Source organism: Shivajiella indica, from assembly GCF_042683085.1.
Taxonomy (GTDB): Bacteria; Bacteroidota; Bacteroidia; order Cytophagales; family Cyclobacteriaceae; genus Shivajiella; species Shivajiella indica.
Genome location: NZ_JBHUIV010000004.1, coordinates 1 through 13,027, shown reverse-complemented (window position 1 = coordinate 13,027; position 13,027 = coordinate 1). Strand labels below are relative to the sequence as shown.

Sequence of the window (13,027 nt, the reverse complement as noted above, 5' to 3'; positions counted from 1 at the left end):
ATGTGGTCCTTGTATTGGAAAGAAGTCAACGCATTTTTCAGTAACCTAAGTGGTTATTTAATTCTAGGGGTATTTCTGGTTTCCTTAGGGTTGATTGTATGGGTATTTCCGGATACTTCTGTATTAGAATATGGATTTGCTGATCTGGAACCCTTATTTATCTACACTCCATATGTCTTTAATTTTTTGGTTCCGGCCATAACCATGAAAATGATCGCAGAAGAAAGAAAATCCGGAACTTGGGAGCTCCTTATCACTTCCCCTCTAAATCCAGGTAAAGTAATTTTAGCTAAATATTTGGCCTCTTTAACCCTGATTTTTATCGCTCTACTTCCAACTTTGATGTATTATTACAGCATTGTCCAATTGGGCGATCCGGTTGGAAATTTGGACCAAGCAGGTTTTTTTGGTTCATGGATTGGATTGTTCTTAATTGGGGCTGTTTTTGCCTCGATAGGGATTTTTGGTTCTTCTTTGACCTCCCATCAAATGGTTGCATTTATCTGGGGTGTCTTCATTTCTTTTCTCCTGTATTTTGGTTTGACCGCATTGGTACAATTAAATATCATGAGTCCCTTCGCCCTTTTTCTGGAGGAATTAAGTTTGAGTTTCCATTATCAAAGTATGAGCAGAGGGGTAATCGATTCCCAAAATCTGGCTTATTTCCTTACTGTTATCTTTATCATGTTGGGATTAACGGGTTTAATGATCAAAAGAAAATGAAAAAAAGCAACCAAAATACATCCTTAAAAAGCTGGGGATTACTTTTAGGATCCATAGTCTTGATATGGCTGGTTGCCAGGTTCTTGCCTTTTAGAATTGATCTGACCGAAGAAAAAAGGTACAGCCTTCATCCTGCCACGATTGAAGTTTTAGGTTCCCTGGAAGAGCCCATTGAAATGGAAATCTTACTCACAGGGAAATTGCCAGGGGGTATGCGGAGACTGCAGCGCTCCATTGAAGAAACTATACGGACATTTAATGCCTACAGCAGCAAAAAAATAAGTTTCAATTATCAAGATCCATTGAGTCTTCCTCAAGACATCCGCGAAGATTATATAGTAGGACTGGCAGAATATGGGATTAACCCCACCAATCTTTTTGTAAATGAAGATGGAGGCCAAAAGAGCAAATTGATTTTCCCTGGAGTTTTAGTACGAAATGAAGAATTTGAAACAGGCGCCCTTCTGCTGAAAGGAGAGAAAGGAATGGGACCAGAGCAAATCCTGAATCAGTCCATTGAAAACCTGGAATTTGAACTGATTCAGGCCATCCGAAAACTCATCAACAAACAACAATATGCTGTAGGAATCCTGATAGGCAAAGGTGAAATGGATGAAGATGATGGGTTTGGAATCGTAGAAAGTCTGGTGGATGACTATGAAGTGTACAAAATTCCCATGGAGCAGGCCAATAAAATTGAAGACCTGGATCCTTTCGATGTGCTGATTATCGCAGGACCAAAGCAAGCTTATGGAGAGAAAGAAACTTACCTGGTTGATCAGTTTTTGATGCGGGGAGGGAAACTGATTTTTTTAATAGATGCATTAACATATACCTTGGAAGACGCAGGTGGATCCGGTACCGTGGCCATGCCATTTGACAATGGCCTGGATCAATTACTTTTTCGTTATGGAATCCGAGTCAATAAAGATTTCATTCAGGACATGAATTTTGGATACCATCCGGTAATGGCTGGAAATTTTGGTGACCAGGAACAACTTATCCCTCTTCCTTGGCCATTTTATGTGGCTGCGGGCAGAATGGCACCCCACCCTATCACCAAAGGATTGGATCAGGTAATGTTTCGCTTTGCGAGCTCCATGGATACTGTAAAAGCAGAGGGGGTAATAAAAACACCTCTTATTTTTACTTCAGATTTTAGCAGAAAACTGGCAGCTCCTGTGAGATTGGCCTTTGAAGACATGACCGAAGGCCCCGACCTCAATGAGTTTCAATCTAAAAATCTTCCTCTTCTTTACCTCTTGGAGGGAAGCTTTACTTCCTTTTATAAAAACCGCTTTTTACCTGATGGTATGGACAAAAACAGTTTTAAGGAAGCTACGGAAAATGGGACGGTGATCGTAAGCGGCTCAGGTAATTTATTCAAAAGCCAGCTTAATTTTACAGACGGAAATCCCCTCCCTTTGGGAGAGGATCCATTTAATGCATCCACATTTGCAAACCGACAATTGCTCCAAAATAGTATCAATTACCTGATCGATCCGGAAGGAATCATCGCAACACGAACGAAAACCTACCAAATACGCCCTTTGAACAAATTTAAGGTCAAAGAGGAAAAGACCAAATGGCAGTTGATCAATATTCTTTCTCCCATAATTTTCTTCACATTGGTCGGGATACTTTGGATTAATATCAGAAAAAGGAAATATGCACAATAAAATAACCCAATTGCTACCAACCAAATTTAATAAATATTCTACACCTAATAGGAGAATATTGTTTTTAAGGATTTTTGATAGCAATCGGCTGCTTTTATAATTTTATTTATAAATTTACCCTGTTCAATTTAAAGCAAAAACATAAGCCCTTTCAATATGAAATTTATTGTTTCTTCTTCTGCCCTTTTGAAGCAGCTTTCAGCTATCAACGGTGTAGTTACCACGAATCCCGTAGTTCCAATCCTTGAAAACTTCCTTTTTGAAATCAAAGAGGGAAAACTGACCATTACTGCCTCTGATTTGCAGACCTCCATGATGACAGAGATCGATGTCGAAGCAAAAGAAGACGGAAACATAGCAGTACCTGCAAAAATTCTAATTGAAACCTTAAAAAATTTACCGGAGCAACCGGTTACTTTCAGTATTGACCATGATACCTACAGTATTGAAATCAGTTCTGATAACGGACGTTACAAACTCGCCGGTGAAAACGCCACTGACTTTCCTAAAATACCCACTGTTACCAATGCCACTGCAGTTGATATGTCCACAGAAGTATTAAGCAGTGCTATCAGTAATACCATTTTTGCCACAAGCAATGATGAATTAAGGCCTGCTATGACGGGTGTTTACATCAACCTGAGCAGTACCAATGCTACCTTCGTCGCCACAGATGGACATAGGTTGGTAAGATACAGAAGAGTGGATGTTGCTTCCGCTGATGCGGCAAGTCTGATCATTCCAAGAAAAGCCCTGAATTTGCTGAAATCCACCTTGCCATCGGAAAATGTTCCGGTAACCATGGAATTCAACAGTTCCAATGCCTATTTCAAATTCAACAGCATTAAAATGATCTGTAGGTTGATCGATGAGCGATTCCCGGATTACGAAAACGTTATTCCGTTGGACAATCCCAACCACATGACCATTGACAGATTGGACTTACTAGGCTCATTAAGAAGGATTGCCATTTATGCCAATAAAACTACCCATCAGGTCAGACTGAAATTGACAGGAAGTGAATTGCAGATTTCAGCCGAAGACCTGGATTTCTCCAACGAAGCCAACGAAAGACTTTCCTGTGACCACAACGGAGAGGATATTGAAATTGGATTCAATGCCAAATTCCTGGTGGAAATGCTTAACAACCTGGATTCCAAACAAGTCACTCTTCAGTTCTCCGCTCCTAACAGGGCAGGCCTGATCGTACCTTCTGAATCTTCTGACAATGAAGATATATTGATGTTGGTTATGCCAGTGATGTTGAACAACTACGTATAAATTAGCAGTTATAAAAGGAAAAAGCCCGAACTTTCAAGTTCGGGCTTTTTCATTTATAAGGATTAAACTATTCTATTGCATTATAATTTTATTTTTACAAAACGGATATTCTCCCTGTTCCAGGTATAACAAAGAATCAAATGCCCATCCTCAAAAATTATGGATGGATACGAAAACTCATTGTTTCCCTGTCCCTCTTCCAGAATCTCATGGATAGGCCAGGTATGTCCATTATCATAGGAAATAGACAGTTGTATCGGATATCTAGGTCCCCAGTTTTTTCCTACAGGATTATATACCAGTGCAATGGTTTCCCCTAAAATCTGGACTACATCTATTCCTGAATTGTTGTTGGGTAAATCCGTCAATACTACAGGGGACCATGTCCTACCAAAGTCTTTGGAATCACTCCTCCCGATCTTTCCCGAAGAAGTTCTTAAAAGCATATGCACCTGTCCGGGTTTTGATTCCCATAATGCCGGTTGAATGACCCCCTCACCCTTGATAATTTTTCTATCCAAAATCAAAGTTTCAGTAGACATCCATGTTTTTCCACCATCATCTGACCGGTCCACAAAAGCATTCCATACCCTGTTCTTTTCAATAGATGCTGGGGCCAGCCAAGTGCCGTCTGACAACACCAGCATGTGATTTCTCACAGGTCCCCTTCCACCTCTATCCCCATCTACGAGTTCCTCTGGTTTAGACCAACTCTCTCCCAGATCATCGGAATGTTGAACCCAGGTTTCCCAATCATCAATTTCTTTCCCCACTTTAAAATACAGGAATAACCTGCCTTCAGGAGAATTGAATAAGACCGGATTCCAATGGGCGTCATTTCTGACCTTTACCAATTGCTTGGGTTCTGACCAACTTCCAGGTTTTCCTTTTGACATCCAAATCCCCACGTCATCATCCTTCTCCCTGGTTCCGGCAAACCATACTATCATATAATTACCGAATCCAAGACTTTCAATGGAAGAAGCATGACATTGGGCAAAAGGTTTGTTTTCTTCAAAAATAAACTCCTGAATTTCAATATTTGGATCAAGATCTTGGAAAAAGGGATACTGGGCATAAACAGATATCCCTATTCCAAAATGAAGGAACAGGGTCATACTAAGGCTTTTCAAATACATAATGGATCAAGGTATGTCTTTAAAGATAAAAAATGAATTTGGAATAAAGGATAAAAAAAAAATGATTATTTACTTTCCTCTAATTCAGTGTGAACAACTGATTTACAATGTTTTAACCAATTATTCAATATTTCCAACCCAAATTGTGTCAAATATGCCTCGGGATGGTATTGGATACCAATAACAGGAAGATTTTTATGTGCTATAGCCATAATTTCTCCTTCTTTGGTTCGAAGCAACACTTCCAGATCCTCCGGTAGATCCTGGATTTCCAGAGAATGATATCGGGTTACTTCAAAAGATTCCGGGAAATTTTCCAATAGCGGGTGAATATTTTGACGGTAGACCCGATGTACTTTTCCATGCGCAGGACGCTGACTTTTTACTAATTTCCCACCAAAAAACTCCCCTATAGCCTGATGGCCAAGACATATACCCAAAACGGGAATCTTAAAAACAAAATGCTCCAAAATTCCCATGAGATTTCCCGCTTTTTGAGGTGATTCCGGACCAGGGGACAATATCAGCGCCTCCCATTCATAGTTCAGCAATTGGGTGGGATCAACATCATTCCTGACAATATGTAGCTCCATACCCAATTGCCTGAGATAATCCGCCAGCATATGGGAGAAAGAATCGAAATTATCAATCAATAAGACCATCAGTAGTTTTTTTGACCAATTCCTGTATGGTACTTACCGAACGGCTGATCACTGGGGTATAATCATCCACAAAATTGACGATAACAGGGGCAATAGGTTCAATATATATGTATGATTTGGAGTCCCTTACCCAATCTTCAGACACTTTGAAATCAAAGGAAGTGGCCACCCAAAGAAAAAAACTGAGGATAAAGGCAGTTTTTACTACTCCTAAAATTCCGCCGGCCAAACTGTCCACAGAACCAAGAATAGTAAAATCCAAGGTTTTCTTCACTAAAAATGCCAATCCCCGGATGATGAATATCACTCCTAAAAATATAAGGATAAAAGCCATAAAAGGAAGGCCAAAGGTCAGCTCGGTTACTTTTTCAGCAAGGATTTGCGCACCCCAATCCATAAAATGAAATGCCAAAATCAAAGCCACTACAAAAGCTACAATGGACAGGATACTGATAAATAGCCCCTGCTTGTAACCGTTGTAAGCCCCCAATGCTAAAAAAACCAATATGACAATGTCAAGTGCGTTCAAGAGATTAAGATAATAAGGATTTAACTTTTTGTGAGATCAGTTTCCCATCTGCTTTTCCTGCGAGGGATTTTGTAGCCGCCCCCATCACTTTTCCCATATCCTTTGGACCTTCCGCACCTATCTCAGCTATGATTTTTTTCAGTTCAGTCTCCAATTCCTCTTCAGACAATTGCTTGGGTAAAAACTCATTGATGATTTCCAATTCTGCCATTTCCACAGCCCACAAATCCTCCCTGTTTTGCTGCTTATAAATATCAGCAGAATCTTTCCTTTGCTTGGCAGCCTTGGTAAGCAATTTCAACTCATCCTCTTGGGAAATAGCTCCTGAAGCTCCTCCTTTGGTTTCTTCCAATAATATCAAAGACTTAATGGCCCTCAGAGCCCTTAACCTGTCCTTGTCTTTAGCCAGCATGGCATTTTTAATTTCACTTTCTACACTTGCCTTTAAACTCATTTTCTTGTTCTTTGTGTTATAGGTGTAAATTTGCACAAAAATACCTTTTAATTTAGAAAAATGACCAAACTGAGTGTGAATATTAATAAAATCGCCACCTTGAGAAATGCCCGTGGAGCCAATAACCCGGATGTGGTGAAAGTGGCATTGGACTGCGAGCGCTTTGGAGCACAGGGCATCACCGTGCATCCCAGGCCGGATGAAAGACATATACGCTATCAGGACGTACTGGACCTTTCCAAGGTGGTGACCACCGAATTCAATATCGAAGGTTATCCGGACAAACGTTTTATGGACATCATTCGGACTGTAAAACCCGCTCAGGCCACTTTGGTCCCGGATCCTCCCCATGTACTGACTTCCAACAATGGCTGGGACACCATCGCTCACCAGGAATTACTGAAAGATATTGTAGCGGAACTGCATGAAACTGGCACCAGGGTGTCCATATTCATCAATCCAGAAGCCAAGTATTTTGAACCGGCTAAAAGTACAGGTACAGATCGGGTGGAATTGTATACCGAGCCTTATGCTTCCCTTTACCATCTTGACAGAGATGCTGCGGTTAAACCCTATGTAGAAGTGGCCCATATCGCCATGAAATTAGGTTTAGGGCTAAATGCAGGACATGACCTGGATTTGCACAATCTGAAGTTTTTGAAAGAAAGCATTCCTTTCCTGGATGAAGTCTCCATCGGACACGCCCTGATCTGCGATGCCCTCTATTACGGATTGGAAAATACGATTCAGATGTACAGAAGGCAGTTGGAATAGAATTTACAATGATAAATTCCCAATTAACAATTACAAAATTAGAAGCGTTTGAAAAAAATATTGTTTTAACTTTGGGACCTTTTGTAATTGACAATTGTAAATTGACAATTGTAAATTTACCTATGCTATTCAGTCATTTTAATTAATTTTGCGGGCTATGGCAAAAACTGAACAAACTGCGGAAAATACGCAACTGAAAGATATTATCGCACATGCCAAGGAATATGGCTTTGTGTACCCTTCATCCGAAATCTATGATGGCCTACAAGCGGTTTATGATTACGGAGCTTACGGGGTGGAATTAAAAAACAACCTCAAGCGTCTTTGGTGGGAAACCATGACCCGTCTGAATGACAACATCGTGGGGATAGATGCCGCAATTTTTATGCATCCTACCACCTGGAAAGCTTCCGGCCACGTGGACAGTTTCAATGACCCCATGATTGACAACAAGGACAGCAAAAAACGTTACCGTGCCGATGTGTTGATTGAGGAAAAAGCGGCTCAATACGCTCAAAATGGGGAAAAAGAAAGAGGCCAAAACCTCCTAAATGCCATGGCAAGACTTCTGGAAGCTGAGGATTTGTCGGGAGTAAGGGACCTCATTATCAATGAAGGAATTTTCTGTCCTATCAGTGGCACTTCCAATTGGACTGAAGTACGTCAGTTCAATCTGATGTTTTCCACTCAGGTAGGATCAGTGGCAGAAGATGCGTCCACCATTTATTTAAGACCTGAAACAGCCCAAGGAATTTTTGTCAACTTCCTGAATGTTCAGAAAACAGCAAGGATGAAAGTTCCATTCGGAATAGCTCAGATAGGCAAAGCATTTAGAAATGAAATTGTAGCCCGTCAGTTTATCTTCCGTATGCGGGAATTTGAACAGATGGAAATGCAGTTTTTCGTACGGCCCGGAAGCGAACTGGATTGGTATAAAGAGTGGGCTGATACCCGAATGCAATGGCATAAGGCACTGGGAATTCCAGAAGATAAGTTGAGAAGGCATGACCACGAGAAATTGGCCCACTACGCCAATGCTGCCATGGACATAGAATATGAATTTCCTTTTGGGTTCAAAGAAGTGGAAGGGATACATTCCAGAACAGACTTTGACCTTAAAAGCCATCAGGAATACTCCAAGAAAAAGCAGCAGTACTTTGATCCTGAGATCAATCAGAATTATATTCCTTATGTGATAGAGACCTCTATTGGAGCGGATAGGTTATTCCTGATGACCTTGTGCAATGCTTTTGTGGATGAGGAAGTAGAAGGCAAACAGAGAACTTACCTGAAGTTCCATCCGGCCATTGCTCCTGTAAAGGCGGCTATTCTTCCATTGGTGAAAAAGGACGGTTTGCCCGAAAAAGCGAAAGAGATTGTGGAAGCTTTGAAATATGATTTCAACATCATCTATGAGGAGGCTGCTTCTATTGGCAAGCGTTATACCCGTCAGGACCTGATCGGAACTCCATTCTGTATAGCCGTGGACCATCAGACATTGGAAGACAATACGGTGACTATCCGTCACCGTGACAACACCGAACAGGAACGGGTGGCTATTCCGGAACTTCATGCAAGATTGAGTGATGCATGTAGTTTCAGAAGAATCTTTGAGAAACTGTAATTGTTAATTCATTTCAAAAAACAGTAAGGAATGCAAGAGTTCGCAAAAGTTTTATATTTATTTTCTATTGTTGCTAGGAAGTAAAAAATCAAGCGTCTTTATCCGTGTGAATCGGCGTTTATCTGCGGTTAAATCTAAAAATAAAAAAATCCCCGGATCGCTCCGGGGTTCTTGTTTTACTAGGGCTTAAAAAATATCACACACTTAATCTAAATTTCCAGCGATATAATTGACCTGAGTTAGAACCGAAAACCGTTTTCAGATCTTTTCATTACCATGGAAATTTCAATATCCCAATCGGGCCATTTTTTCGTTAATAGGTTCTAAATCACCTATTGTATAACGTTGATCAAAAAATATGCACCGTTTAACACCATTTGGTTAAGTGCCTATCCTTTATCATGTTTTGAAATATTTAAAATTTGGGATTTGCACTTACCTTAGTGGGAGTTTCCTTTGAAATTCATAAGGTCAACCCAATTTTTATTTTAAAGAGTACTGCCAATTCTCAAAAAAAGAAACCCAAACAATACACTTTATGGGAGTATAATAGCTTTCATGGCTCATAGATTTACGTTCTTCCCATTTCCCCTTTGCTGAAAAAACCGAGCTCCAGGGAACCTAATTCTTGTTTTCCTAATATCCAACCTAATACCATCAGGTATATGGTCGGAACCTTACTCCAAAGCATCTTAAAAAGATCCGCAATGGAGTTTTTCCACCTTGGTCTATTTGATGATGTTAAACTACATATTATTTTTTTTAAATACAAATATTTGTATTTAAAAAACGTTTTTTATTGTTTATTTTTTTTTATTTATTTGATGAACATTAAAATTACCCTATAAAAAAGCTAAGCTTCTCCTTTCCCGACACAGCTCCGAAGCGAAGAATAAACCGCAAGGGATCCCAAAGATTGACGACATCTCCCCTTCGTGTAATTGGCGGTTAAAAAAGATAACTGAGGGGTGCATTTCTTATCGCCGGCGGATCCATTCATTCTTCGAATATATATAAAGCGCCGGCTCTGGTGATGGGCAGGAAATCATCAACCCTAGGTTTCGGTAAACCTCACCTAGGCCTAATCAAGGTTTAACCCTGCCTCGCCTTCAGGCAGGCACTTCGTGGTTGTTACGTGAACTTTTCTCAGTACTCTCCGGCCCTCTGTGGTGAAGATAAAACCGCAAGGAACGCAATGGGGCCCAATGATTTTTTCCTTCCCCATTGCGTCCATGGGGGTTAAAAAATTCACTTAATGAATCCCCTTAATACCTGAATTTCTTAATGGTTCAAGAAAGCGGAGCGTTTCGGTGCCCTCTATTGTGAAGCCACTTACTTATTCGACTAAATCCCACTTCCGCAATAAAAAAACCCCGGATCTCTCCGGGGCCTAAACATGTATACTAGGGCTTATCAAAAAATAATATTTTTATTACCAAGAATTTTGTTTTTCTGATGATTGAGATTCTACTCCATTATATTTTGAGTTGAATTAATTAATTCAAAGGTCCTTTTAATAAAAGACTAAGAAAAAACCTCATTGCTTGTATTTCTATTTAACCAAAAATGGTTTTCATTTCCATAAGTCTATAAAATCCTATTATTTTTTTGGAAATCTATTTGACCCCTCCGGATTCTAAGTTGGATACGATTAAACTTACCTCTTCCCTTTCAGTATCAGAAAAATCCAAACTTACTCTTTCTTTCTCCTTAGTTTCTAAAGCAAAAGGAGTAGGATCAAATGGTTCTATTACTTTACAGGAATCCAACAATACAATAACCGACGCCACAGTTAAGGTTATTCGAATTTTTGATGCTAAATTTTTCATTTCTCTAAAAATTTTGGTCTATATGATGATGCTAAATTAAATATTATTTTTTTTAAATACAATTTTTTATATTTAAAAAACATTTTTATGTATATTCAAAAACCAGACACTTCTCTAAAAAATGGCCTAAATAGCTTTAAAACACTGGTTATTGGGTCAAAAAAATTTAAAAAATATTTTTAAAATTATTTGTATTCCTTTTTTATGTATTTAAAATACAATATTTAGAATATTAATTAAGGAAAAAACCCCATTATTTAATATCTGAGTAAACTGTTGATGAATTAGTATCAAAGAATTATAGTTTATTTACCAAAAATCATTGAAAATCTAAAATCAATTTGTTTTTTAATCTTTCTAAACCAGATTTCGATAATTCAGTTACTACATTATGTCCAAAAAAGCAATCGTCATCGGGTCCGGAATTGCCGGTCTAGCAGCTTCCATCAGACTCATCCATAAAGGGTTTCAAGTAGTGGTTTTTGAAGCCAATCCCTACCCGGGAGGCAAACTGTCCGAAATCGAAATCAAAGGTTATCGCTTCGATGCTGGCCCCTCTCTTTTCACCTTACCAGCACAGGTAGAAGAATTGTTCCGAATTTCAGGAAAGGATCCCAAAGAGCACTTTGAGTATATCCAACTACCCGTGGCCTGCCATTATTTTTGGGAAGATGGCAACCATGTCAAAGCATGGGGAGACATCAACCGCTTTGCCGATGAAGTGGAGATCAAATTGGGAGAACCGGCCTCCCACGTCAGGGAGGCGCTAAAACGCTCAGCATTTATCTACGACCACCTATCTCCCCTGTTCATGCACCGCTCTCTTCATAGATTTGGCACCTGGACCAATAAGGAAGCCCTGAAGTCGTATCTCAAAATGGGGAAACTGGGTATTTTCAGCACCATGAACAAAGCGAATGAAAAGCAATTTACCAACCCCAAAATGGTGCAGCTATTCAACCGATATGCCACCTACAATGGATCAAATCCTTACGAAACCCCAGCAACCCTCAACATCATACCCCATCTGGAGTTCAACATCGGTGCTTTTTTTCCAAAAAAAGGCATGCACGACATAACCCTTAGCCTATACAAATTGGCCTTGGAACTGGGTGTCAATTTTCACTTTAACAGCAAAGTGGAAGAAATTCTGGTGGAAAACAAAAAGGCCGTAGGGGTAAAAGTCAAAGAAAATAACCGTTTTTCAGACATTGTGGTCAATAATATGGATATGGTGAATGCCTACAAGAGTATTCTCCGTAAACAAAAACAACCGAAATTATTACTGAACCAGCCTAAATCCAGTTCCGCACTTATTTTTTATTGGGGCATCAAAAAAGTCTTCCCGGAACTAGACCTTCACAATATCCTCTTTTCGGAAGATTACCAAACGGAATTTGAACATATCTTCCACAAAAAACGCATCTACGAAGACCCAACGGTGTATATCAACATCACCTCCGTTTATAAATCAGATGATGCACCAAAGGGATGCATGAACTGGTTTACCATGATCAATGTACCCAATAATCAAGGCCAGAACTGGGACAGCATGATTGCTGAAGCCCGCAAAAATATCATAGCCAAGGTAAACCGGATCCTAAAAACAGACATCGAGCCCCTCATCGAAGTAGAAGATGTATTAGAACCAAGAACCATAGAAAGCAGAACTTCCAGTGCCAATGGAGCCCTTTACGGCAACAGTTCCAATAATAAATACGCGGCTTTCCTCCGTCATGCCAATTACTCTTCAGACATCCAAAACCTCTATTTCTGCGGGGGAAGTGTTCACCCCGGTGGAGGTATTCCGCTTTGCCTGCTGTCTGCGAAGATAATGAGTGAGATGATTGGATAGCATAAGAGCCAAGGCAAAAGGAAAAAGTTAAAAGGAGGATTTCGGAAGGGGGGGCAAAGTTCGGATTTGGGAAGGCGGATTTCGAAAAGGTGTTTCAGTGAAGTTTTGTAACCACGAAGTGGTTAAATCTTGAATAGCCTCACGTGAAACGTGGGGATAAAATGGATAAATATTATAATCACAATCCTGAAGGGATTGAATTAAAATTTATTTTGAAAAAGTGACAAGTAATTTCACGACGTGGAAATTGAAAAGTGAATGGATTAAGGTTTTCACCGATATTTTGGAATGAGGATTTCGGAATTTAAAGCTTGGATTTTGGACTTTTGGACTTTTGGATTTTGGTAATTTCTAATTGGTAATTTAATGCCGTTAAGTTAAGGAATGTAATTAAATAGATTTGTAATTCATTGAGTATTTCAGTTTTGCTCTGAATTTCCGTTTGAATACCTGGTTTCTTCTTGAATATTCTATTTTG

Annotated in this window: 11 protein-coding genes; 6 read left to right on the top strand and 5 right to left on the bottom strand. The window is 39.6% G+C overall.

All coding sequences use genetic code 11. The annotated features are described in order from the left end of the window. The 3 genes from gldF (at position 1) to dnaN (ending at position 3,683) form a co-directional block, all read left to right on the top strand. The gene (gene gldF / locus ACFSKV_RS01650; RefSeq protein ID WP_380799866.1) at positions 1–723 is read left to right on the top strand and encodes a gliding motility-associated ABC transporter permease subunit GldF; all 723 of its coding nucleotides are present in this window, start codon (positions 1–3) and stop codon (positions 721–723) included. After that, a complete protein-coding gene (gene gldG / locus ACFSKV_RS01645; RefSeq protein WP_380799864.1) occupies positions 720–2,402 on the top strand; it encodes a gliding motility-associated ABC transporter substrate-binding protein GldG in 1,683 nt (560 codons plus the stop codon). The genes gldF and gldG overlap by 4 nt, the downstream gene beginning before the upstream one ends. Positions 2,403–2,558: 156 nt before the next feature. Beyond that, positions 2,559–3,683, top strand: coding sequence for a DNA polymerase III subunit beta (gene dnaN, locus ACFSKV_RS01640; RefSeq protein ID WP_380799863.1), 1,125 nt, complete (start codon positions 2,559–2,561; stop codon positions 3,681–3,683). 80 nt (positions 3,684–3,763) lie between these two features. Here the strand turns inward: dnaN and ACFSKV_RS01635 are convergent, their stop codons facing one another. The 4 genes from ACFSKV_RS01635 to ACFSKV_RS01620 form a co-directional block, all read right to left on the bottom strand. Further along, a complete protein-coding gene (locus ACFSKV_RS01635; protein ID WP_380799862.1) occupies positions 3,764–4,801 on the bottom strand; it encodes a sialidase family protein in 1,038 nt (345 codons plus the stop codon). An 86-nt stretch (positions 4,802–4,887) separates the two neighbouring features. After that, positions 4,888–5,484 carry an anthranilate synthase component II gene (locus ACFSKV_RS01630; protein WP_380799861.1) on the bottom strand — a complete coding sequence of 199 codons (597 nt, stop codon included), beginning with the start codon at positions 5,482–5,484 and terminating at the stop codon, positions 4,888–4,890. Next, entirely contained in the window at positions 5,468–6,013 is a 546-nt protein-coding gene (locus ACFSKV_RS01625) for a CvpA family protein (protein WP_380799860.1), read from the bottom strand. Before ACFSKV_RS01625 ends, ACFSKV_RS01630 begins: the two co-directional genes overlap by 17 nt. 4 nt (positions 6,014–6,017) lie before the next feature. Continuing rightward, positions 6,018–6,467, bottom strand: coding sequence for a GatB/YqeY domain-containing protein (locus ACFSKV_RS01620; protein ID WP_380799859.1), 450 nt, complete (start codon positions 6,465–6,467; stop codon positions 6,018–6,020). Between the two features lie 60 nt (positions 6,468–6,527). Between ACFSKV_RS01620 and ACFSKV_RS01615 the strand changes: the two genes are divergently transcribed. Both ACFSKV_RS01615 and ACFSKV_RS01610 read left to right on the top strand, forming a co-directional pair. Next, positions 6,528–7,241, top strand: a complete 714-nt coding sequence (locus ACFSKV_RS01615) for a pyridoxine 5'-phosphate synthase (RefSeq protein WP_380799858.1) — start codon at positions 6,528–6,530, stop codon at positions 7,239–7,241. 157 nt (positions 7,242–7,398) lie between these two features. Beyond that, positions 7,399–8,865 (top strand): glycine--tRNA ligase, encoded by a 1,467-nt coding sequence (locus ACFSKV_RS01610; RefSeq protein ID WP_380799856.1) that lies wholly within the window; start codon positions 7,399–7,401, stop codon positions 8,863–8,865. 1,616 nt (positions 8,866–10,481) lie between these two features. On the opposite strand, the gene ACFSKV_RS01605 is transcribed toward ACFSKV_RS01610, so the two are convergent. Continuing rightward, positions 10,482–10,694, bottom strand: a complete 213-nt coding sequence (locus tag ACFSKV_RS01605) for a hypothetical protein (RefSeq protein WP_380799855.1) — start codon at positions 10,692–10,694, stop codon at positions 10,482–10,484. Positions 10,695–11,085: 391 nt separating this feature from the next. Between ACFSKV_RS01605 and crtD the strand changes: the two genes are divergently transcribed. Then, positions 11,086–12,549, top strand: coding sequence for a 1-hydroxycarotenoid 3,4-desaturase CrtD (gene crtD / locus ACFSKV_RS01600; protein WP_380799853.1), 1,464 nt, complete (start codon positions 11,086–11,088; stop codon positions 12,547–12,549). Positions 12,550–13,027: the final 478 nt, after the last annotated feature.

Coding starts and splice junctions, on each gene's coding strand:
- gldF (WP_380799866.1), top strand. CDS start 1: ATGTGGTCCTTGTATTGGAAAGAAGTCAACGCATTTTTCAGTAACCTA.
- dnaN (WP_380799863.1), top strand. CDS start 2,559: ATGAAATTTATTGTTTCTTCTTCTGCCCTTTTGAAGCAGCTTTCAGCT.
- ACFSKV_RS01610 (WP_380799856.1), top strand. CDS start 7,399: ATGGCAAAAACTGAACAAACTGCGGAAAATACGCAACTGAAAGATATT.
- ACFSKV_RS01630 (WP_380799861.1), bottom strand. CDS start 5,484: ATGGTCTTATTGATTGATAATTTCGATTCTTTCTCCCATATGCTGGCG.
- ACFSKV_RS01615 (WP_380799858.1), top strand. CDS start 6,528: ATGACCAAACTGAGTGTGAATATTAATAAAATCGCCACCTTGAGAAAT.
- ACFSKV_RS01605 (WP_380799855.1), bottom strand. CDS start 10,694: ATGAAAAATTTAGCATCAAAAATTCGAATAACCTTAACTGTGGCGTCG.
- gldG (WP_380799864.1), top strand. CDS start 720: ATGAAAAAAAGCAACCAAAATACATCCTTAAAAAGCTGGGGATTACTT.
- ACFSKV_RS01635 (WP_380799862.1), bottom strand. CDS start 4,801: ATGACCCTGTTCCTTCATTTTGGAATAGGGATATCTGTTTATGCCCAG.
- ACFSKV_RS01620 (WP_380799859.1), bottom strand. CDS start 6,467: ATGAGTTTAAAGGCAAGTGTAGAAAGTGAAATTAAAAATGCCATGCTG.
- crtD (WP_380799853.1), top strand. CDS start 11,086: ATGTCCAAAAAAGCAATCGTCATCGGGTCCGGAATTGCCGGTCTAGCA.